Source organism: Luteibacter jiangsuensis, assembly GCF_011742555.1.
GTDB lineage: Bacteria > Pseudomonadota > Gammaproteobacteria > Xanthomonadales > Rhodanobacteraceae > Luteibacter > Luteibacter jiangsuensis.
This window is the reverse complement of record NZ_JAAQQR010000004.1, coordinates 56,916-79,258: the sequence shown is the minus strand read 5'-3', so window position 1 is coordinate 79,258 and position 22,343 is coordinate 56,916. Positions and strand designations below refer to the sequence as shown.

The following is a 22,343-nucleotide window of genomic DNA, read 5'->3' as shown; positions in this document are numbered from 1 at the left end:
CCATGCAGAGAATGATTGTTGCCGCAGCCATCGTGGCGGGCCTGGTCGCCGTTCCCGCGGCGGTGGCTGGCACCACCTACGTCGATACGCGTGTCGCCACGGATGCGGGCAGCGTCACGCCCATCGGCCGCTGGCAGATCCAGGACATGGCGAAGGCGCAGGAGGACGGCGTGGCCATCTCCAGGACCGGTTTCGCCACCAAGGACTGGTACCCCGTCACCGGTCGCGCCACCGTGATGGCCGGGCTCCTGGAGAACGACGTCTTCAAGTTCGACGTGTTCCACAGCGACAACCTTCGTGCCGTGCAGGTGCCCGACGCCAGCGGCAACCTGTTCGTGACGCCATGGTGGTACCGGGCGGGCTTCGTGCTGCCGAAGGCCGCCGGGACGCGACACACCTTGCTGCGCACCCACGGGATCATCGCCGCCGCCGATGCGTGGGTGAACGGACAGAAGGTGGCCGATCGGGCGGATCTCGCGGGGGCCTATCCCGAGCAGGACATCGACATCACACGGTGGGTGCACGCCGGCGCGAACACGGTGGCCTTGAAGGTCTATCCAGGCGACCCGCGCATGAGCCTGTCCATCGGCTGGGTCGACTGGAACCCCACGCCGCCCGACAACAACATGGGTCCCTGGCGTGGCGTGGACATCGTGCAGACCGGTCCCGTGGCGTTGAGTGCGCCGCACGTCGCTCCGACCTTGTCGGCGGACCTCGCGCAGGCGACCCTCGCCGTGACCGTCACGGCGACGAATCTGGACACGGTGGCCCATGAAGCCACGGTCGCGGGCACCGTCGCCGACATGCCGGTGCGGCAGACGGTCCGCCTCGCCCCGGGGGAAGTGAAGGTCGTGCCGCTCGCCTCCGGCCCTGTGCCGGCCGTGACGCTGGACCATCCCAAGGTGTGGTGGCCCATCGGCATGGGCGAGCATCCGCTGTACCGGATGGCCGTCACGGCGACGGTCGATGGCGCGCCGTCGGACCGGGCCGCGACGAGCTTCGGCGTGCGTCGTGTCGAGTCCACGCTCACCCGCCAGGGCTATCGCCAGTTCATCGTCAACGGCCAACCCCTCCTGATCCGTGGCGGTGGCTGGGCGCCCGACATGTTCCTGCGCGACGATCCCGCGCGCATGGAAGCGGAATTCCGTTATGTGGTGAACCTCGGCATCAATACCATCCGGAGCGAAGGCAAGCTGGAAAACGAGCGTTTCTACGATCTTGCCGACCGCAACGGCATCCTCGTGCTGCCCGGCTGGGAGTGCTGCGACAAATGGGAAGCCGCGGCGAAGACCGGCGGCGAGCCCTGGAGCGAAGCCGACATGCGCACGGCGCAGGCCTCGATGGCCAGCGAGGCCCGCCTGCTGCGCAACCACCCCTCCGTGATCGGTTTCTTCATCGGCAGCGACCACGCGCCACCGCCCGCGCTCGCGAAGATGTATACGGATACCCTCCGCGCCGAAGGCTGGTCGTTGCCGATCATCTCGGCGGCCGTGGACGAGAAGACGGCGGAAGCCGGCCCCTCCGGCATGAAGATGGCCGGCCCCTACGACTGGATTCCGCCGTCGTACTGGTACGCGGACAAGCTCGGTGCAGCGTTCGGCTTCGATTCGGAAGTCAGCGCTGGCGCCGTGATTCCGCGCCTCGAGGACGTACAGCGCATGCTGTCGGTGCAGGAACAGGAAGCCTTGTGGAAGTATCCGGAGGCCCGGCAATACCACGCCTCGGCCGACTGGTCGACGTTCGCCGTGCTCACGCCGTTCGACACGGCGCTGGCGAAACGCTACGGCGCCCCTACCGGCCTCGCCGACTACGTGGCGAAGGCCCAGCTGGACAACTACGACAGCGTGCGCGCGCAGTTCGAAGCCTTCAATGCACGCATGGGGGCCGAGAACCCCGCCACAGGCGTCATTTACTGGATGCTCAACAACGCCTGGCCGTCGCTGCATTGGCACCTGTACGACTACTACCTCAATCCGGCCGGTGCGTACTACGGCGCCAAGAAGGCGAACGAGCCGGTGCACATCCAGTATTCGTACGATTCGCGCTCCATCGTGGCGGTGAACCACACGCTGGACGAGCGCCACGGGCTGCAAGCGTCGGTCAAGGTCCGCAACCTCGACGGCGGCGTGCGCTACGAGAAGCAGGTGCAGCACATCGACCTAGCGGGCAACCGTGCGCAAGCGGTGCTCGACCTGCCATCGATCGCCGGCTTGTCTCCGGTGTATTTCGTCGAGCTGGAACTGCAGGCTGCCGACGGGAAAACCGTGAGCCGGAATGTCTACTGGCTGTCCACGCGCGAGGACACGCTCGACTGGCCGAAGTCGAACTGGTACCTCACGCCCGTGACCCAGTACGGCGATTTCACCGCCCTGGCTTCGCTGCCGATGGCTGCCCGCGATGTTCATGCCTCGACCGTGCGCGAGGGCGACGAGGAGGTCACCACAGTCACGCTTTCTGTTCCTTCGTCGTCGCCGTCGGCCGCTGTGCAGGAGCACCTGGCGATACGCCGCGGTGCCAAGGGCGAGCTTGCGCTGCCCGTGACGTGGTCTGACAATGACGTCACGCTCTGGCCCGGCGAATCGGTGCAGCTCACGGCGCGCTATCCGGCAAAGGGCACCGGAGGGTCGGTGGTCGAGGTGTCCGGTTGGAACACCCCCACGGAGCAGGTCGTCGCCAAAGTCACCCGGGGAACGAAGCATTGAAGAGACCTTCATGTCGCGCGTGACCATCAACGATGTGGCCCGTGCGTCGGATACGTCCAAGAAGACCGTCTCACGCGTGCTCAACCAGGAACCTGGCGTGCGCAATGAAGTGCGCGAACGCGTGCTGGCTGCCGTCGCCGAGCTTAACTATCGTCCGCTCACCTCCGCGCGAAGCCTGGCCACCAATCGCTCGTTCATGATCGGGCTGCTCTACGACAACCTCTCGCCCAGTTACATCATGGAAGTGCAGGCCGGCGTGCAGGAAGCCTGCGAGGCGCAGCAGTACAGCATGATGGTGCAGCCCCTGAACTCCAAGGCGCGGGATTTCATGGAGCGCGTCGAAGGCATCCTTTGGCGGCACCGCCCCGACGGCCTGATCCTCACGCCGCCCATCACGGACCATCCGGCGCTGCTCGCCCATCTGCGCGACACCGGCTTGCCGTTTGCCTCCATCGCGCCGCGCAAGTCCAAGGGTATCGCCGGCGTCATCCTGCATGAACGCGAGGCCGCGGCGGCGATGGTCGACCACCTCGTCGCGCTGGGCCACCGCCACATCGCGCACATCATCGGCGACCCGAAGCACGGCGCAGGCGTGTGGCGCCTGGCGGGCTACCGCGATGGCCTGAAGCGCGCCGGTCTCGAAGAACGCGCCGAGTACATGGTCCAGGGCCAGTTCTCGTTCGAATCGGGCGTGAGGGCCGCGCGGCAGCTGCTGGCCCTGAAGGAACGGCCCACGGCCATCTTCGCCGCCGACGACGACATGGCCGTCGGCGCCATCTGGGCGGCCGCCGAAGCGGGCGTCTCGGTACCCGCCGAGGTATCCATCTGCGGTTTCGACGACACCACCATCGCGACCCAGGTGTGGCCGTTGCTCACCACCGTGCACCAGCCGGTGCGCGACATGGGCAAGCGGGCCACCGAAGAACTCCTGCTCGGCCTCCTTGGCAAGGGCGAGCCCCGCATGGTCGAAGTCGGCTACGAGATGCGCCTGCGTGCATCCACCGGGCCCGCACCCCGATAAACCCTGGAGGAAAGTACCGCATGTCAGAGCGCCGGTTCCATTTCATCTCCGGCCTGCCGCGCGCGGGCACCACGCTGCTTGCCGCCATCCTGAACCAGAATCCGCGCTTCCGCGCGGGCATGACCAGCCCGGTGGCCGACATCATGGGCGTCGTGGTGGCCGAGGCCAGCAGCAAGAACGACTTCGCCTTCGACGTCACGGACGAGCAACGGGTGGCCGTACTGCGCGGGCTAGTGGAGAACTTCTATTCCGTCGATACCCGCGCCGAGGCGGTGTTCGACATGAGCCGCCTGTGGTGCAGTCGCATGGGCCTGCTCGCCACGCTGTTCCCGGGGGTGAAAGTGATCGCCTGCGTTCGCCAGCTGGCGTGGGTGCTCGACAGCATGGAACGGCTCGTCCAGAAGCAGCCGGTGAGTGTCAGCAAGGTGTTTCGCTTCGACACCAACACCACGGTGTACTCGCGGGTCGAAGCGCTGACCGATCCCCGCGGCATGGTCGGTTTCGCGTACCAGGCCACGAAGGAAGCGTTCTACGGCGAACAGGCCCGCGATCACCTGTTGCTGCTGACCTACGAGAGCCTGGTGCGCGATCCCGAAGCGTCCATGCGCGCGGTGTACCGTTTCCTGGGCGAGCCCTGGTTCGAGCACGATTTCAACGACATCGCGTACAGCGCCGACGAATTCGATGCGCGCGTGGGCATGCCGGGACTGCATGTCGTCCGCGCGAAGGTCGAGGCCGTCGAGCGCGCGCCCGTCCTGCCGCGTGAGGTCTTCGGCCGATTCGCCAACGAGGCCTTCTGGGCCGATCCGAAAAACAACGTGAACCAGGTGCCCATCGTCTGATCATGATCGAGCCCCATGGTGGTGTGCTGAAGGATCTGTACCTGCCCGATGCAGAGGCGCTCGACGCGAGGCGCGCATCCGGTGCACTGCCGGGTGTGGTGCTCGGTCACCGGCAGCTTTGCGATCTGGAGCTGCTCCTCGATGGTGCGTTCTCGCCGCTCGAAGGGTTCATGGGGGAGGCGGATTACGAGGCCGTCGTGGAGGGGCTCCGCTTGTTCGACGGCACCCTCTGGCCGGTGCCGATCGTGCTCGACGTTTCCGAGGACACCGCGGTATCGCTGGCGACAGGTGAAGATGTCGTGCTGCGGGATATCCAGGGCACTGCGTACGCGGTGCTGACCGTGTCAGACATCTTTCGCCCGGACACGGCCCGCGAAGCCCTCGCGGTCTACGGTACGCATGACCCTCATCATCCGGGTGTCGCCGATCTGCTGCGCCGGGGCGGGGTTTGCCTTGGCGGCCGTGTGCGCGGCGTACAGCGGCCTGCCCACTACGATTTCACCGACTTGCGTGCCTCTCCGCGCGAGATGCGGGCGTGGTTCGCCGGACGGGGCTGGGAGCGCGTCGTGGCTTTCCAGACGCGCAATCCGCTGCACCGCGCACACGTGGAACTGACGCGGCGAGCCATGGAGGCAGTGGGTGGAAACCTTCTGCTGCATCCCGTCGTCGGACGGACACGGGACGGCGACGTCGATACGTATACCCGCGTTCGCTGCTACCGCGCGTTGTTGGCGCATTACCCTCCGGATACGGTGAAGCTGGCGGTGCTGCCGCTGGCCATGCGCATGGCCGGGCCGCGCGAAGCGCTCTGGCACGCCATCATCAGGAAGAACTACGGCGCGAATTTCTTTATCGTCGGGCGCGATCATGCCGGGCCGGGAGCGGACGCGTCGGGTCGGCCGTACTACGAGCCGCTGGCCGCGCAGGCCCTGGTCCAGGCGCATGCCGACGAACTGGGCATGACGGTCGTTCCCTTTGCGCCCATGGTTTATTCGCCGGGCCGACAGGCGTATGTCTCCAGCGAGGAACTGCGCACGGGCGAGGTCGTGCGCGACCTCTCGGGCACCGAGCTGCGCAAGCTCCTTCGTGATGGCGCCCCCATCCCGGAGTGGTTCACCTATCCGGAAGTGGAAGCGATCCTCCGGCAGCGCTTCCCACGCCCCCAGAATCGGGGTTGCGCCATCTTCTTCACCGGCCTTTCCGGCGCGGGCAAGTCGACCATCGCCCGGGCGCTGATGGCCGCGCTCCTCGAAAACACGGCGCGGCAGGTCAGCATGCTGGACGGTGATGAGGTGCGTAAGACCCTGTCGGCGGGCCTGGGCTTCTCGCGCGCGGACCGCTCGGCGAACATCCAGAGGATCGCCTACGTCGCATCGGAAATCGTCCGCCATGGTGGCATAGCCATCTGCGCGCCGATCGCCCCCTACGCCGACGACAGGGCAGCCGCGCGCGCGTTGGTCGAAGCGCACGGCGATTTCATCGAAGTGCATGTCAGCACCGCGCTGGATGTCTGCGAAGCGCGCGATACCAAGGGGCTTTACGCGCAGGCGCGTTCCGGCGCGCTCAAGCACTTCACGGGTATCAGCGATCCTTATGAAGTGCCCGAGGCGCCCGACCTACGCATGGACGGTGCGGCGCAGACGCCGATATCCCTGGCGGCGCGGATCGTCGGCGTGCTTCGCGAGCGTCGACTGATCGCATAGCGAGGCAGCGATTTGCCGGCCGGCACGCCGCAGCATGCGCAGGTCCGTGAGGCGCGAACGACCCATGGCCTAGGCTCGTCAGCGTCGCCATGCGGGTTAATACCGTCAAACCATGTCGGATACCAACCCGTCCCATGTGGGGCGCGCCCTAGGCGCGGCCGGACTAGGGTGTAATCCCGGCGCGGAATCGGACTCCGCGTATGTCCATACCCACAATCGCCAAGGAGCACCATGAATACTCGTTACCCTCCCAGCCTCGCGATGCGCGCGGCTGCGGTCTGCGCTTGCCTCTTCGCCGGCCACGCGGTGGCCGGCAACATGCCGTTCCCATCCAACCTGCCCGCATGCCACTCCTACATCGATGCGGACACCACCTGCCGTCTTCCCGTGAAGAACGGCGACTTCGCCAGTCTGGCCGGCTGGGAGGCCCTCGGACATGTCGGTCTCGGCCGCGAAGGCGACGAGGCCCATGTTTCGATCTCGCCCGGAGCCTCGATCCAGCAGCCCGTATACGCCATGTTCTACAAATGGGACGGTGCCGCGTATGCGCTGCGTTTCCGTGTGCGCGCCGAGTCGTCTGACGCGGAAGTGGACGCATCGCTCTACATGAGCGACGGCGTAGGCCGTAACACCAGGTACATCGGCAGCGTGAAGACCACCGCAACCGCGGGCACGTGGCGCGTCGTCGAACTGGTGGCCAACGGAGTACAGGTTGCAGCTCCTGCGCACGTACTCGTAAGCATCTCGCACGGTGGCGGCGATTCGTCGGTTCAGGTGACTGACGTCACGCTGGTCGAGTCATCGCAGGCCGAAGCGGTGGACGTGCTTTGATGGCATGCCGCTGCCCGTTTGCACGGGCGGCGGCAACTCACTCGGAGGGCCGTACGATGCGCAGTTCCGTGCCGAGCACGCCGGGCAGGGTACGCAAGGTGCGCACGAGGTCGGGCAGGGCGCGTACCCGCCAGGCGTCCCCCAGTTCGAGGCTGGCCTGGCCGACGTCGTTGCGATACCCGGCCAGCAGAAGCGGCGTGCGGCCACCGCGATACCCCATCAGCGCCTGGCGCAGGTGCTGCGGGAAGTCAGAACCCACACCGTTGAGCTTCACCGTCAGTAGCCGGCCGAAGTGTTCCATGGCATCCGACAACGAATACGCCTTGCGTGCGCGTAGCTGGTAACCGCCTGCGAAGTCGTCGATGCGCAGCCCGCCTTCCACCACGATGAGATTGCCCCGCGTAAGCAGCGGCGCCGCGTCGGTGAACACCTCGCGGAAGAAACTGGTTTCCAACAGGCCCGTGGCGTCCTCGATCTGCACGAAGGCATCGCTGTCGCCGCGCTTGCGCATGCCTACGACCATGCCGGCCACGGTCCAGGGCGTTTCCGGGCCGCGACGGAAGCGGCTTGCGTTGTCGTCGTCGTCGCCGCGACGCGGCTTGGGCGGCTGGTAACGCTGCGGAATCTCGCCGATAGGGCAGCTGGACAGTTGCGCCAGTTCCGCCTTCCACGGGTCGGTGGGGTGGCCGGAGAGGTAATGGCCCAGCGTGTCGTGCTCGCCCTGCAGCAGTTGCTCCAGCGGCCATTCCGGCACCGAGCCCGAGAGCTCGATGATGCTGGGCGCCTCGGCCGCACCGAAGGCGTTGCCGAAGATGTCCACCTGGCCGGACGCGCGGTTCTTTGCCTCCTGGTCGGCGGCCCGCATCGCTTCGGGAATGTGCATGAGCAGCGTGGCGCGATTCTCGCCGAGCGCGTCCAGCGCGCCCGACTGCACCAGCGCTTCCATGGTGCGCTTGTTGAGCTTGTTCGAACCGACGCGCTGGCAGAAATCGACCAGCCCGCGGTACGGTCCGCGCGCGTTGCGCTCCGCCACGATCTCTTCGCAGATGCCCTGGCCCACGCCCTTGATGGCGCCTAGCCCATAACGCACCACCTTCGGTTCCACGGCCTCGAACATCCAGGCCGACGCATTCACGTCGGGCGGCAGCACGGTGATGCCGATGGCGCGCGTCTCGTCGAGGAAGGTGACCACCTTCTCCGTGTTGTCCATGTCCGACGAGATCGTCGCGGCCATGAATTCCGCCGGGTAGTGCGCCTTCAGCCAAGCGGTCTGGTAGGACACCAGCGCGTAGGCCGCCGCATGCGACTTGTTGAAACCGTAGCCCGCGAACTTCTCCATGAGGTCGAAGATCGCGTCGGCCTTGTCGCCGCCGATACCGTCCTTGGCCGCGCCCTCACGGAAGGTGGCGCGGTGCTTGATCATCTCCTCGGGCTTCTTCTTGCCCATGGCACGGCGTAACAGATCGGCGCCGCCGAGCGTATAGCCGCCGACGATCTGCGCCATCTGCATCACCTGCTCCTGGTAGACCATGATGCCGTAGGTCTCTTTCAGGATGGGTTCGACGCGCGGATCGGGGTATTCCACAGGCTCCTTCCCGTGCTTGCGCGCGCAGAAGCTGGGGATGAGGTCCATCGGGCCGGGGCGGTACAGGGCGACGAGGGCGATGATGTCCTCGAAGCGGTCCGCCTGCGCTTCCTTGAGCATGCCCTGCATGCCGCGGGATTCGAGCTGGAAGACGGCCACCGTCTGCGCTTTCTTCAGCAGATCGTAGACCTTGGGATCGTCCAGCGGCAGCGATTCGATCACCAGCGGCTCGATGCCTTCGCGTTCGCGCCGCTTGTTGATCGCCTTCACCGCCCAATCGATGATGGTGAGCGTGCGCAGTCCGAGGAAGTCGAACTTCACGAGGCCCACGGCCTCGACGTCGTCCTTGTCGTATTGGGTGACGACGCCTTCGCCGCTGGGTTCGCAGTACAGCGGCGCGAAGTCGGTCAGCGGCGTCGGTGCGATGACGACGCCGCCGGCGTGCTTGCCCGCGTTGCGCGTGAGGCCTTCGAGGCTGAGCGCGAGGTCGATGAGCGTGCGCGACTCTTCCTCCGCCTCGTAGGCGTCGCAGAAGTCCTTGACGACGCGATCGGGCTCCTTCTTCGACTTTTCCGAACGACCGAGGGCGTCGGAGAGTGTGAGGTCCAGTGGCCGGTTCGGAATCAGCTTCGCGATACGGTCGACCTGGCCGTAGCCCATGCCGAGCACGCGCCCGGAGTCGCGCAGCACGGCCTTCGCGGCCATGGAACCGTAGGTGATGATCTGGCTGACGTGGTCGCGGCCGTACTTGCGCGCCACGTAGTCGATCACCTCGTCGCGGCGGTCCATGCAGAAGTCGATGTCGAAGTCGGGCATCGACACGCGTTCGGGATTCAGGAATCGCTCGAACAGCAGCTCGAACTGGAGCGGGTCCAGGTCGGTGATCTTGAGCACCCAGGCCACCAGCGAGCCCGCGCCCGAACCGCGCCCGGGGCCCACCGGAATACCGTTCTGCTTACCCCAGTTGATGAAGTCGGCCACGATGAGGAAGTAGCCGGGAAAGCCCATGCGGATGATGACGTCGACCTCGCGGTCGAGTCTCGCCTGGTAATCCTCCAGGGTCTTGCCCGGCGCCAGCGGGTTCGTCGCCAGGCGTTCCTCCAGGCCCTTCTGCGCCTGTTCCCGGATGTAGGTGTCGAGCGTGTGGCCCTCGGGCACCGGGAAGTTCGGCAGGTAGTAGGTGCCGAACGAAAGTTCGAGGTTGCAGCGGCGCGCCAGTTCGACCGTGTTCTCCAGGGCTTCGGGAATGTCGGCGAACAGAGCCTCCATTTCCTCGGGCGACTTGAAGTACTGCTCTTCGCTGTAGTCGCGCGGGCGCTTGGGATCCGCCAGCACGCGGCCCTGGTTGATGCAGGTACGCGCCTCGTGGGCCTCGAAACCCTCGCGCTCGAGGAAGCGGACGTCGTTGCTGGCGATGACCGGAAGTGCGTACTCGCCGGCCAGCGCCATCGCGGCGCGCACCCAATGTTCCTCGTTCTCGCGGCCGGTGCGGGTCAGTTCGAGGTACAGGCGGTCGGGGAACAGGCGGCGCAAGGCTTCAAGCTTCTGGCCGGCGGCGGGCAGTCCGGCGCCGAGCGCGACACGAGCGGTCTCGCTTTCGCGCCCGGCGATGGCGATGAGGCCTCGCACGCTTTCCGGGTGCATCCAGGCGGCGTCGACCAGCGCCCGGCCGGTGCCCTGGCCTTCGCGCCAGGCGCGCGAAACCAGACGCGAGAGGTTCAGGTAGCCGTCGCGGTCCTGGCAGAGCAGGGTAAGGCGCCACGGGCGCGGATCGTCCGGGCTGGACACCCAGATGTCGCATCCCGCGATCGGCTTGACGCCGGCCGCCGTGCACTGCTTGTAGAACTTCACCAGACCGAAGAGGTTGTTCTCGTCGGTCAATGCGACCGCGGGCATACCCATGCGCGCGCAGGCGGCGACCAGCTGCTTGATGCGGATGGTCGAGTCGACCAGCGAATACTCGCTGTGCAGGTGGAGGTGGGCGAAACGGACGGACATGGACGGCGCCTGATCAGGCCATCGGGAAGGCTAACCGGGGGCGGGAAGCGGAGCAAGATTGACAGCGGACGAAAGTGCGGAATCGGCCTGTAGGAGGGCCGTATCGAGCTTCAGCGCATGTGCGCGTCCGGGTGCTCGATGAACCAGAGTCCGGCGAACAGTTTGGCATCGATCGAGAAACCCTCCTTGGCGCGCTCGAACAGCCAGCGGCCCGCTTCGGCGCGCGGCACTTCGTGCACAACGATGTTCTCGGTCTCGTCGCCGCCGCCCTTGCCGACCTTTACGAGATCCCAGGCGCGGGCGAAGGCGATCATCTCGGTGCTCATGCCGGCCGACGAGGGCCCCTCGTGCACGAATTCGATGTGTCCGCAGGCGTAGCCGGTTTCTTCCTCCAGTTCGCGACGCGCGGCCAACAGGACGTCCTCGTCCTCCGAACCGGCGATGTCGCCCACCAGGCCGGCCGGCATCTCGATGGTGTTGGCGAGGATGGAAACGCGGTATTGCTCCACGAAAACCACCTTGTCCTCGGGCGTGACCGCCAGGATGATCACCGCGCCGCGCGGATTGTTGCGTACGGCATATTCCCAGCGCCCGCGCTGCTTCAAGGTCAGCCATTTGCCGGTGTACAGCGTCTCCTCCGGCGCGGAAGCGTCGTCGGGAACGGGGGAGGCATGCGGCAGCGGGCTGTTCTTCATGGGCGGCTCCTTGGCGGGACAACGAAGTATCCGGTCAAGGGTATCGCGCCTGTGTGACGTTGTATCCGCGTGGAGGTCCGCTAGTCGCCCGCGGCTTGCCGGCTTTGTGTGGGAGCCGCTTCAGCGGCGATGGGTGCTTGAGGCTGGCTTGCCCGCTGCCGCGGAATCGCCGCTGAAGCGGCTCCCACAGCTCAGATCAGCGCCTTTAGCCGCGTGCGCGTCATCGGGCCGAAGCGGATGCGTTCGCAGAGGTCGTCGACGGAGGCGGCGTCGCCGGCGCGCCGGGTCAGCGCATCCGCGGTTTCTGCCACGGCAATGTCCAGGGCGATGCGGGTCAGGCGGCGGCAGAGCAGGGCCTGCTCCGCGTGCTCGCGCAGGCGGGCGGCGCAGGCGGCCGCGCCGCGGATGCGCAGGTACGGCACTTCGTCCACACGCTCGAGGATGTTGTCCAGGCTGCCGAAGTGCGCAAGCAGTGCCGAGGCCGTCTTGGCGCCAATGCCCGGTACGCCGGGGATGTTGTCCACGGCATCGCCGCAGAGGGCCAGATAATCGGCGACCTGATGCGGATGCACTCCCATCCGCTCGAAGACGCCGGCGGCGCCCCAGCGGACGTTCTTTGCGAAGTCCCATTGCTCGTCGGATTCGCCGAGCAACTGGCCGAAGTCCTTGTCCGCGGAAACGATCACGCCGCGGAAACCGTGCGAGCGCAAGCCCCACAAGGCGCTGCCGATGAGATCGTCGGCCTCGTACTGGTGGTCGTTGAGCACGGTGAGCCCCAGCGCCGCCGAGATCTCCCGGCACAGCGCGAACTGGCGCACCAGCTGCGGGGGTGGCAGTTCGCGATTGGCCTTGTAGGCAGGATAGATCGCGTTGCGGAACGAGGTGGTGAGCGACGCGTCGAACGCGACGGCGATGTGCTCGGCGCGGCTGCGCTCCAGCAATTCGCAGAGGAAGCGGGTGAAGCCGTGCACCGCATTGACCGGCTCGCCCTCATGGTCGTGGAACTCGTCAGGCATGGAATGCCAGGCGCGGAACACGTACAGGCTGCCGTCCACGAGGTGGACGAGGGAGTCGCCGCTCACGGCTGCCACACGCTGGCGACGTCGTCGTACGAGGGACGATCGCGCTCGGGCGCTTCCATCGCGGGCGTGCCGATGTGGATGAAGCCGACGATGTGCTCGCGTTTCTTCATGCCGAGCAGCTTCGCCACGTCGCGGTCGTAGGCCGCCCAACCCGTGAGCCACTGCGCGCCGTATCCGAGCGCCTGCGCACCCAGCAGGAGGTTGTACGCGACGCAACCGGCCGTGAGGGTCTGTTCGATCTCGGGCACCTTGCTCTCGTCGTCGATTTTCGCCGACACCACCAGCACCAGCGGCGCATGTTCATAGCGGTGCCGTTCCTTCTCCCGCTTCGCTTCGGAAAGATCGGGGTTTGCCTCTTCGGCAATCTTCGCGAGCTTGCGGCCGAAGGCGAGTTTCGCTTCGCCCCGCAGGATGCGGATACGGAAGGGAACGAGCTTGCCGTGGTCGGGCACGCGCAGCGCGGCCTCGATCAGGCGGCGCAGGGTGGCATCATCGGGAGCAGGCTCGCCGAGCTGGCGCGAAGGCACGGAACGGCGGGCATCGAGGAAGGCGAGATCGGTCATTCGCGCAGTTTACCGGACCCCGCCAGGCCTTGCGGGAGCCAGACTGCTTTGTGTGGGAGCCGGCTCTGCCGGCGATCCCGCGGCAGCGGGCAACCTTGCCGCGAACACCCATCGCCGCTGAAACGGCCCCCGCAGGGCCGCCTAAGGATGGCCGGGCGGCCGGTGATCGTCGGGCGGCGGCGGCAGGGCGTCGTTCGGGCCCAGGTGATCGACCGCGTCGCGGCGTTGCTCGGGCGACTGGCTCTGCCACCGGTCCATGAGCGCCTGACGCTGGGCGGGGGGAAGGTTGCGGAAGCGCTCGAAGGCGTCGTGCAGCTTCTGCCGCTGTTCCGGCGAGAGGTCCTGGAACTTCTGCCGATTGCGACGCGCCTCGGCACGTTCCTCCGGCGTCATGTGCTGCCAGCGCTCGATGCGTTCGCGGATCTCGGCACGGCGCTCGGGCGGCAGCCCGCGCCACCGTTGCGCCTTGTCGAGCATTTTCGACTGTCGCTGCGGCGGGAACGTGTCCCAGTCGTGTGCGAGCGGCGCAAGGATGTCCTTCTCGTCAGCCGACAGCGCGCTCCATGGCCGCGGGGCGGGCATGGGCGGCGGTCCGGCCTGACCCGGCGGCGGTGGCGGCGGCGGGCGATCCTGCGCCATGGCGGCATGCGGTGCCGCGAGCGCGAGCAACAGGGCGAGGACGAGCGGGGCGCGGCGCATGGGCATCACTTTCGGGACGAGGAACGGGTGTCGTTGTAGGCCAGCCAGCTGTAGAACTGGAGGTCCTTGTAAAGAGCGGGGTCGGCGCTGTCGGCGTCGGGCGGCAAGTCGTTGGGCTCGCTGTCGCCCGGCTGGGCGACCACGGTGGGCGACGGCGGACCGCCGCCCGGCTGCCACACCATGAGCGTGGCGAGGGCGAGCACGGCAAATGCCCCGGCGGGCAGCAACAGGCGCCGCGCGGCCGAGGCGTGCGGCCGGGCCAGCGCCGTGCGCCGCGCCGCGCGCAGGCGTCCCGCGATGACCGGATCGATGTCCCGGCTGGCGCGCAGGTAGAGGTTCCTGGCGCGGCGTTCGAGTTCCTGATCGTGCTGGCTCATCGCCATGCCTCCAGTTGACCGCGCAGCGCATGCATCGCGCGCGAAAGGTGAGTCTTCACACTGCCGTCCGAGCAGCCCATGGCCACCGCCGTCTCGGCGACGTCCAGGCCTTCCATGATGCGAAGCACGAAGGCTTCGCGCTGCCGGCGCGGCAGGTTGCGCAGGGCCGCGACGATGTCCGCGTAAGCCTGCGAATCCTGCAATCTTGCGGACGGTTCGGGACTTTCGTCGGCGGGCTCCCACTGGGGTAGCTCGTCGCCATCGTCGTCCTTGCCGCCGCCCAGCCAGCCCACCACGATCGAACGCACCTTGCGGCGCCGCTGCAGGTCGACGATACGCCGGCGCAGGATGCCCCAGAACAGTGGGGTCCATTCACCGGACGGCTTGTCGCTGTAGTGGTGCACGAGCCTCAGCATGGCGTCCTGCACCGCGTCCAGCGCGTCCTCGCGGTTGCCCAGGTGGATCTCGGCCATGCGCCAGGCCCGGCGTTCGATGGCGGCCAGGAACGCGTCCATGGTCGCGGGAACCTCGCGCAGGTCCTCAAGCGATGCGCTGTCGAGCGCGAGCGAGGCGTTCACGCCCTTCTCCGCATCGTCGGTCTCGGCATCCTCGTGCTCCATACGGCCTGGTTCACTCCGGTAAACGCGGTGGGCGACCGCCGGTTGACTACCCGTTCGAGGCAATATCTTCCGGGTGCCTGGATTTATGGGCCCGCAACGGCCAGGCCACCATGGCCGCGAGGGCGGCGCCGGCAAAGGCCAGCAGGATGTCGCCCGGGCCCTGGGCGAGGCGCGCCAGCGCCACGAGCATGGCCGGGCCGGCGTCGCTCATGGCCTGGGCGAGCCCGATGCCCATCATGCCGGCGATGGTGGCCGCGGCGACGAGGCAGGCAGTATAGGCAGCCGCCAGCAACGTGGCGCCCGCGGCCAGAAAGGCGCCCGCAATGCCGCGGAAGCCCAGCCAGCGCCTCGTCACGATGCCCAGCACCCACCCGGCCGGCAGTACCAGGGCAGGCAACGCGCGGCCGAACATCATCGACGGAAGCATCCACACCGCGCCCACGGCGAAGCCGAACATCGCGGCACAGACGATGCCGAAGAGGAATCCGGCGAGCGTGGAACGCCCGGCCTGGTGGGGGTGGGTCGGATCGGACATCGGATCGTGACGGCGGGCAAAGCGGGCATGATAGCGGCCATGGCAGCTTCGCGCTCTTGAGGGGGCCGGCCGCCGCCCCGACCTAGGGCATAATTGACGACTTTGCGGCCGCCCGGCGGCCTTTACAGGACAGCAATGAGCGGTTTCAGCCTCAGCAGCGAGCCCTTCACCCTCGAGCGCGACTGCCACGCGGTCATGGTTCCGCAGGGCGAGACGGTGACGCTTCCGGCCGGACAGATCGGCTACATCACGCAGGCCCTCGGCGGCAGCTTCACCGTGTACGTGGAAGGCAACCTGTTCCGTATCGCGGGCAACGACGCCGACGCGCTCGGCAAGGAGCCGCCGAAACCCATCGAGCTGCCGGACGATGCCTCCGACGAGGACGTCGAGAAGCTGGTGTGGCAGCAGCTGCGCACCTGTTTCGATCCGGAAATTCCCATCAACGTGGTGGAACTGGGCCTCGTCTACGACGTGAGCCTGGAAACCGGCGACGAGGGCGGTCGAAAGGTCTACGTGAAGATGACCCTCACCGCCCCGGGCTGTGGCATGGGCGACATCCTCGTCGACGACGTGCGGACCAAGCTCGAAATCATTCCCACGGTGATGGAAGCGGACGTCGACCTCGTGTTCGACCCGCCGTGGAACCACTCGATGATGTCCGACGCGGCGAAGCTCGAAACCGGCATGCTCTGAAACGCTTCGCCTCAGCGTTCGGGCGTTTCGGAAGGAACGATGCCGACCTCGAGCGACGCGCCATAAGCCGCCAGGGCCTTGATGCTGGCCGGCGAAAACAGACAGGCCGGTACCTCCTGGCCATACATGCGCACATGCAGACCCACGTGCGCGTCGAGTTCGAGCGCATGAATCGCCGCCACGATGTCGTCGCGCCCGGGCGCGAGCACGGCCAGCAACTCCGTCAGCGGGCCGTCGAGCATGTAGGTGCGCTGCCAGGGCAACTCCACGCACCAGCCGTTGGTGCGGCGTTGCAGATCCGACGACGCAATGCTCTCGCCTTTCTGCCAGGTGGTCGCTCCGGGGAGTGCGATCTCCGTGAGCAGCCGTTCCAGCGGGTGCCGTTCCGACGTCAGCCGGAATGCAGCCCGCACGGACGGGGTGAGCCGCCTGAGGTCGCCGTCGATATCGGAGGTGACACTCATCCGTTTTCCTCTCCCGGGGTTCGTTGGTGGTGGCGTACTAGCATCGCGTGTTTTTGCGCCAGTGTCCCTAGGGGGCGTGTCCCTAGGGAAATCCCTAGGTAGTCGACCGCGAGTTCTTGCGCTAGGTTGACCGTGACCTTCGGCAGGGAGAACGAAGGTCGGTTCCGCGGGTGAAGGTCCAGGCCGGTTTCCGAGGGAGCAGGAGGAGGGGACGGCAGGCGACCACACGGGGCCGCAGTGCAACGGGCATCGCGCCACGGCGCGAATTCATATCGTTCGGAATGTGGTCCCCACGGCCGCAATGGCTTCGTGCGGCCCATTCCAGGAGGAGGAACGTAATGGCAAACCAAGTTCGCTTGAAACTCCTGGCCGCCTCGCTGGCCATCGTGGCCGCGTCGACGGCAGGAGCGGCCACCCAGCAGGCCTTGCGCGCGCAAAACCTCGGTTCGACCCCTGTCTCGCAACTGGCCGTGCGTCTCGGCCTGTCGTCCGACAACGGCTTCGTCGCGCAATCCGCGGCCCCGACGGTGCGTGGCACGACCACGGTGCGCATGCAGCAGACCTTCAAGGGCGTGCCGGTTTTCGGCCACAGCATCGCGGTGGAGCAGGACGCGCAGGGGAATGCGCTGGTCGCCAATGGCGTCGTGTCGTCCGAGCTGCAGGTGGATCTCGCCTCCGTCACGCCGCGCTTCGACAAGAGCCAGGCGGTGGCGCTGCTGGTCAAGCAGTCGAGTTCGTTCGTCAGCGGACTGGCCAAACCCGAGAACGGCAAGGCCGACCTCTTCGTCTACCCGCAGGAGGGCGGTCCCGCCCGCCTCGTTTACCTCACCTCTTTCTTCTCCGGCGGCGATCATCCGACCCGTCCCACGGCGATCATCGATGCCAACACCGGGCAGATCCTCGAACAGTGGGACGGCCTGACCTATGCGAACGCCACCGGTCCCGGCGGCAACCAGAAGACCGGGCAGTACACCTGGGGCGCAAACGGCCTGCCGTACCTCAACGTGACGCAGTCCGGCAGCACCTGCACCATGCAGAACACCTACGTGCGCACCTACAACATGAACCACGCCACGTCGGGTAGCGGCACGCTGTGGTCGTTCACCTGTCCCAACTCCAGCGGCGATGCCATCAACGGCGCCTACGGTCCCATCAACGACGCGCATCACTTCGGCGGCGTGGTGCACGACATGTACCAGGCCTACCTCAATGTGCCGCCGCTGAACAACAATCAGGTTCTCCTGATGAAGGTGCACTACGGCAACAACTACGAGAACGCCTTCTGGGACGGCACGTCCATGACGTTCGGCGACGGCGCCAGCACGTTCTATCCGCTGGTGTCGCTGGACGTGACGTCGCACGAGATCAGCCACGGTTTCACGGAGCAGAACTCGAATCTCACCTATAGCGGCCAGTCGGGCGGCATGAACGAGGCATTCTCGGACATGGCAGGCGAAACCGCCGAGTTCTACGACCGGAACGGCAGCAACGACTGGCTTGTGGGCGCCGAGATCTTCAAGGGTAACGGCGCGCTCCGCTACATGTGCAACCCGACCCAGGACGGCGCGTCCATCGACAACGCCGCCAACTACTACAACGGGCTCGACGTGCACTATTCGTCCGGCGTGTACAACAAGGCGTTCTGCCTGCTCGCCAAGAAGACCGGCTGGGATACGTCGAAGGCATTCAAGGCCTTTGCCCGCGCGAACCAGCTGTACTGGACGGCGAGCGCAACGTTCAATAGCGGCTCGTGCGGTGTCGCGACGGCGGCGAACGACCTCGGCTACAGCTCGGCAGACGTGGTGTCCGCATTCTCCAGTGTGGGCGTCAGCTGCAACGGTGGTGGCGGCACGGTGCTGCTGAACAAGACCGGCTTGTCGGGTGCGGCGGGCTCGGTGGTCAACTACTCGGTTTCCGCGGCGGCCGGCACGCTGACGGTCACCATGAGTGGCGGAACCGGCGATGCGGACCTGTACGTGCGTCGCGGTTCGGTACCGACCACCACGGCCTATACCTGCCGTCCGTACCTCAACGGCAACAATGAAACCTGCACCATCTCGGTGTCGTCGGCAGCCACGTATTACATCCAGATTCGTGGCTACTCGGCGTATTCGAATGTGGCGCTGAAAGCCGTGCAGTAACGGCGCAAGCGTCGATCGACGAGGAGGTCCGGGCGGCGACGCCCGGGCCTTTTTTCTTTTATGGTGGGAAACCCACGCGACACTACGGGCGTGGCCGCGTACCCGCATCGCCAGCCGGAATCTAGGTTTGTCGGACCCGCGTATCTCGCGACTCCGAAGGACCTCCCATGCGCTTCGTTCCCCCTATGGCGATTGCCCTGCTGACGATATCGACCCTGGCGACCGCCTCACCCGCCCAGTACATCGTGCACTTTCCCGCCGAAACACATGCGCGTGTTGCACGCAGCGTTCCTGACGCGTCTTTCCTCGCGCTTGCACGCACCGGCGGGCTGCGTCCTATCCGAACCCTTGCCTCTGGCGGCGAGGTCGTCGAACTGCGCACCGAGGAAGCCGCGGCGCTCGCCCGGCAGCCGGGTGTCACCGTGGAGGAGGACCTCCTCCTTGCGCCGCACACGATCGTCGATTCGCTCTGGAAGCGGCAGTGGTACATGCACGACGCCAGGGTGGGTGTCGACGCACAAGTGGCATGGAAATACACGCGCGGCGCAGGTGCGGTGGTGGCCATGCTCGATACGGGCATCACCCCGCATCCGGAATTCGACGGCCAGCTGCTGCCGGGCTACGACTTCGTCAGTAACGTGGACACGGCGCGCGACGGCGACGGGCGCGATGCGGACCCTACCGATCCGGGCAACTGGAGCGAGCCCGGCGATTGCGGATTCGCGGAGGCCAGGCGCTCCACATGGCACGGCACGCATATGGCCGGTCTCGTGGTGGCACGGGCAGGCAACCGCGCCGGCATCGTGGGGCTGGCGCCGGAGGCAAAACTGATTCCCGTCCGCGTGCTGGGCCGGTGCGGCGGACGCGCTTCCGACCTCGCCGACGCCATCGTCTGGGCCAGTGGCGGCCACGTGCCCGGCGTGCCGCCTGTGAGTCGCCGCGCCGACGTGATCAACGTGAGCATGGGAACGAGCGGTCCCTGTGTGTCGTCACTGCGGCAGGCCATCGAAGATGCACGCGCCCGCGGCTCGGTGGTGGTCACGTCCGCCGGTAACGACCAGAAAAACGTCAACACGAACACGCCGGCAAACTGCCCGGGGGTGATCTCGGTGGCCGCGCTAGGCAGGGACGGCGGCATGGCGTGGTATTCGAACTTCGGACAGCAGGTCACGCTGTCCGCGCCCGGCGGCAACCTGCTCGCCGTCGGCATGGACAACATCCTTTCCACCTGGGATACGGGCAAGCGTGGCCACGAACGCTCGGTGTTCGGTTACCGGGGCGGTACGTCCGCGGCCGCGCCGCTGGTATCCGCGCTGGTTGCGCTCATGCGTTCGGCCGATCCGGACATCGGCGTGGACGAGGTGACGGCTCAACTCGTCGACAACGCGCGTCCCATTCCCGGCCGCTGCCCGAAGGGCTGCGGCGCCGGGTTGATGGATGCGGGGGCGACGGTCGACGCCGTGGTCGAGGATCGTGCGCGCCGCCACTGAGCACGGTGCCGTGCCTTGATCGTCCGGCGCGATGTCGACTCAGATGGCCTCGAACCGGTTCGCGTCGCGATTCTTTCGCACCTTGGCCGGATCCCACACGCGGCCGTTCATCGCGATGTAAACGCCGTCGTCGAGCGTCTGCACGGCGCCCACGGCGCAACCGATGTTGAAAACGGCATCCGATCCCTGGAACCGGGCCGGATTGAGCGCGCCGGTAAGGACGATGACCTTGCCCGGAATGCCGGCGAGGACGCGGGCCGTTTCCACCATCGTGTCGGTGCCGTGCGTGACGAGCACATGCCGGTGCGGCTGTGCCTCGATCGTGCTGCGGATGAGGGCGCGATCCTCGTCGGTCACGTGCAGGCTGTCCTTGCGCAGGATGGGAATCACGTCGAAACGAAACGCGACGCCCAGTTGCTGGAGGATGTCGCCGATCTGCGGCGAGCCGATCTGGTAGTCCGACTTGTCGTCGAAGTACACCTTGTCGATCGTGCCGCCGGTGGTCACGATGGTGAGTTGCTGCATGGTCTTCGCCTGGGAGCGGGTGGAGCGGGCCCGCCATTCTACATGGCGGCTGCCCCATCGCCGGCCAGGAGGCTGTCGTCCTCGTTGTCCGGCAAGGCCAGGCGGTCCAGGCCGCGGGCGAGGAACCGCCGGCTGGCCGCTGCAGGGCGGAGGTCGCCGGTCGCCGCGCCCCAACGTGCCGAGCGCAGCAGCAGGGCAGCGGCCATGGTCCGTGCCAGGGTGAAGGCGATACCCCGAGCCGAAGCCTCCAGCGACGCCCGATCGGCCGCGACCTCGCCCAGGAGCGCTTCCGCTGCGTCCAGCGCCGCGACCACGGTGTGCCGCGCCGGTGTTCCGTCGTCGGGAACCAGTTCGTCCACGGCCTGGCGCAGCGGTGCCAGGCCGGCCGACAGCGCTCGCAGCATGTCGAGCGAAAGCACGTTGGTGGTGCCTTCCCAGATCGCATAGACCTGCGCATCGCGCAGCAGCTGCGGGAGGCCGGTGTCTTCGATGTAGCCCGCGCCGCCGAAGCATTCCAGCGCTTCCGAAACGACGCGAATGGACACCTTCGCCGTCCACAGCTTGGCCAGGGGCGTGAGCAGTCGGAGCAGCGCGGCTTCGTGGGTCGCGTGCTCGCCGTGCTCGACGCGGCCGAGCAGTTCCGCAACGTGGAAGGTGAGCGAGAACGCGCCCTCGTACTCGGCCTGCATGTCGGCGAGCGTGCGCGCGTGCAACGGCTGGTCGATCAGCCGGGCACCGAAAGCACTGCGGCGCGTGGCGTAATCGCGGGCCAGCGCGATCGCTCGGGCCATGCTCGCCACCGCGCAGACCGCGTTCCAGGTGCGCGTGACGTTCAGCATCGGCGCGATCTGGCGCACGCCGTGATCGAGCGGGCCGACCGGCGTGGCGGGAAGGCCGTCGAGGTGGATCTCGGCCGTCGGCAACTCATGCGTGCCCAGTTTCTTCTTGAGGCGGTCGATGGTGACGCCGCGCCACGCGCCGGTTTCGTCCTTCGTTTCCACGTAGAAAAGCGCAAGGGTCGCCGTGCCGTTGCCGGCGCCCTCGGGGCGCGCGAGGGCAAGCGCCGCTTCGCCCACCACGGCCGAACTGAACCACTTGCGGCCGTACAGGCGCCACTGGCCCTCGGCGTCCTGGCGAGCCACCGTTTCCGTGCGACCGACGTCGGATCCGCCGGGCGTTTCGGTCATCCACTGGCCGGAGAGCCAGAAGGTGGCCGGATCGCGGCTGAGAAAGTGCGGCAAGGCGCGCTCGATGAGGGCGCGGTTGCCGGACGCGTGGAGCGCGGTGGCCGCACCGTCGGTCATGGCCAGCGGACAGCAGTAGAACTCGCTGGCGACGTGATAGAGGTAGACGCGCGCGAATTCCTCCACTCTGGCCCATGGCGAACCCGCATGGCCGGCGGCGAGCACGGCATGCCGCGTCGTGATGTCAGGCCCTTCTTCCCATGCAGGCGTGAGCGCGATGCGGTCCACCCGGGAACCCCACGCGTCCCACTGCGTTAGCACGGGCTCGGTGCGCGGCGTGCGGCAGCGCCGGTCCCACGCCATGAGCGCGTAGTCCGCAAGGGCATCCAGGTCCGGGCGCATCGCCTCCAGCCTTGCCGACGGCAGCGTATGCGCCAGCCAGGCGTTCAGCACGCGATCGTCGCGGTACGGGTGCGCGAGCCTGGGTGCGCTCTGTACGAAACTCATCGTGGCGTCCACCGTTGCAATCGATGGTTCTAGCCTGCACCGCGGGCACGCGTTCGTCGATACGCTGCGCAGCATGGGTGGGGTGC

The 22,343-nt window shown here is 67.1% G+C and carries 19 protein-coding genes; 8 read left to right on the top strand and 11 right to left on the bottom strand.

What is annotated here, in order from left to right:
• Positions 1–2 precede the first annotated feature (2 nt).
• From HBF26_RS10305 to HBF26_RS10285, 5 genes are all read left to right on the top strand, one after another.
• Positions 3–2,702: a glycoside hydrolase family 2 protein gene (locus HBF26_RS10305; protein ID WP_240151297.1), complete on the top strand. Its 2,700-nt coding sequence runs from the start codon at positions 3–5 to the stop codon at positions 2,700–2,702.
• A 10-nt stretch (positions 2,703–2,712) separates the two neighbouring features.
• Entirely contained in the window at positions 2,713–3,723 is a 1,011-nt protein-coding gene (locus tag HBF26_RS10300) for a LacI family DNA-binding transcriptional regulator (RefSeq protein ID WP_167125706.1), read from the top strand.
• Between the two features lie 20 nt (positions 3,724–3,743).
• Positions 3,744–4,565 carry a sulfotransferase family protein gene (locus HBF26_RS10295; RefSeq protein WP_167125704.1) on the top strand — a complete coding sequence of 274 codons (822 nt, stop codon included), beginning with the start codon at positions 3,744–3,746 and terminating at the stop codon, positions 4,563–4,565.
• A 2-nt stretch (positions 4,566–4,567) separates the two neighbouring features.
• Entirely contained in the window at positions 4,568–6,268 is a 1,701-nt protein-coding gene (locus HBF26_RS10290; RefSeq protein ID WP_167125702.1) for a bifunctional sulfate adenylyltransferase/adenylylsulfate kinase, read from the top strand.
• A 231-nt stretch (positions 6,269–6,499) separates the two neighbouring features.
• Positions 6,500–7,099 carry a hypothetical protein gene (locus tag HBF26_RS10285; RefSeq protein WP_167125700.1) on the top strand — a complete coding sequence of 200 codons (600 nt, stop codon included), beginning with the start codon at positions 6,500–6,502 and terminating at the stop codon, positions 7,097–7,099.
• 37 nt (positions 7,100–7,136) lie between these two features.
• Here HBF26_RS10285 and dnaE read toward each other — a convergent pair whose 3' ends face one another.
• The 8 genes from dnaE to HBF26_RS10245 all read right to left on the bottom strand — a co-directional run bounded on the left by dnaE (position 7,137) and on the right by HBF26_RS10245 (position 15,253).
• A complete protein-coding gene (gene dnaE / locus HBF26_RS10280; protein WP_167125698.1) occupies positions 7,137–10,682 on the bottom strand; it encodes a DNA polymerase III subunit alpha in 3,546 nt (1,181 codons plus the stop codon).
• Between the two features lie 110 nt (positions 10,683–10,792).
• Positions 10,793–11,377, bottom strand: coding sequence for an NUDIX hydrolase (locus tag HBF26_RS10275; protein WP_193569866.1), 585 nt, complete (start codon positions 11,375–11,377; stop codon positions 10,793–10,795).
• A 191-nt stretch (positions 11,378–11,568) separates the two neighbouring features.
• Positions 11,569–12,459: a 5'-3' exonuclease gene (locus HBF26_RS10270; protein ID WP_425482988.1), complete on the bottom strand. Its 891-nt coding sequence runs from the start codon at positions 12,457–12,459 to the stop codon at positions 11,569–11,571.
• Positions 12,456–13,022 carry a nitroreductase family protein gene (locus tag HBF26_RS19555; protein WP_167125694.1) on the bottom strand — a complete coding sequence of 189 codons (567 nt, stop codon included), beginning with the start codon at positions 13,020–13,022 and terminating at the stop codon, positions 12,456–12,458. Before HBF26_RS19555 ends, HBF26_RS10270 begins: the two co-directional genes overlap by 4 nt.
• 141 nt (positions 13,023–13,163) lie before the next feature.
• On the bottom strand, positions 13,164–13,721 hold the full coding sequence (locus tag HBF26_RS10260; RefSeq protein WP_240151296.1) for a DUF3106 domain-containing protein: 558 nt from the start codon (positions 13,719–13,721) through the stop codon (positions 13,164–13,166).
• Positions 13,722–13,726: 5 nt separating this feature from the next.
• The gene (locus tag HBF26_RS10255) at positions 13,727–14,098 is read right to left on the bottom strand and encodes a hypothetical protein (protein ID WP_167125690.1); all 372 of its coding nucleotides are present in this window, start codon (positions 14,096–14,098) and stop codon (positions 13,727–13,729) included.
• Positions 14,095–14,718, bottom strand: coding sequence for an RNA polymerase sigma factor (locus HBF26_RS10250; RefSeq protein WP_193569864.1), 624 nt, complete (start codon positions 14,716–14,718; stop codon positions 14,095–14,097). The genes HBF26_RS10255 and HBF26_RS10250 overlap by 4 nt, the downstream gene beginning before the upstream one ends.
• 46 nt (positions 14,719–14,764) lie before the next feature.
• On the bottom strand, positions 14,765–15,253 hold the full coding sequence (locus HBF26_RS10245; protein WP_167125688.1) for a hypothetical protein: 489 nt from the start codon (positions 15,251–15,253) through the stop codon (positions 14,765–14,767).
• A 135-nt stretch (positions 15,254–15,388) separates the two neighbouring features.
• Between HBF26_RS10245 and sufT the strand changes: the two genes are divergently transcribed.
• Positions 15,389–15,946 carry a putative Fe-S cluster assembly protein SufT gene (gene sufT, locus HBF26_RS10240; protein ID WP_167125686.1) on the top strand — a complete coding sequence of 186 codons (558 nt, stop codon included), beginning with the start codon at positions 15,389–15,391 and terminating at the stop codon, positions 15,944–15,946.
• 11 nt (positions 15,947–15,957) lie between these two features.
• On the opposite strand, the gene HBF26_RS10235 is transcribed toward sufT, so the two are convergent.
• Positions 15,958–16,410: a DUF4279 domain-containing protein gene (locus tag HBF26_RS10235; RefSeq protein ID WP_167125684.1), complete on the bottom strand. Its 453-nt coding sequence runs from the start codon at positions 16,408–16,410 to the stop codon at positions 15,958–15,960.
• A 338-nt stretch (positions 16,411–16,748) separates the two neighbouring features.
• Here HBF26_RS10235 and HBF26_RS10230 point away from each other — a divergent pair, with 338 nt between their 5' ends.
• On the top strand, positions 16,749–18,551 hold the full coding sequence (locus HBF26_RS10230; protein WP_167125682.1) for a M4 family metallopeptidase: 1,803 nt from the start codon (positions 16,749–16,751) through the stop codon (positions 18,549–18,551).
• 167 nt (positions 18,552–18,718) lie between these two features.
• Entirely contained in the window at positions 18,719–20,041 is a 1,323-nt protein-coding gene (locus HBF26_RS10225) for a S8 family peptidase (RefSeq protein ID WP_167125680.1), read from the top strand.
• A gap of 39 nt (positions 20,042–20,080) precedes the next feature.
• On the opposite strand, the gene HBF26_RS10220 is transcribed toward HBF26_RS10225, so the two are convergent.
• Positions 20,081–20,566 (bottom strand): asparaginase domain-containing protein, encoded by a 486-nt coding sequence (locus HBF26_RS10220; protein ID WP_167125678.1) that lies wholly within the window; start codon positions 20,564–20,566, stop codon positions 20,081–20,083.
• A 38-nt stretch (positions 20,567–20,604) separates the two neighbouring features.
• Complete coding sequence (locus HBF26_RS10215) at positions 20,605–22,257, bottom strand: acyl-CoA dehydrogenase family protein (protein ID WP_167125676.1); 1,653 nt, start codon at positions 22,255–22,257, stop codon at positions 20,605–20,607.
• Positions 22,258–22,343: the final 86 nt, after the last annotated feature.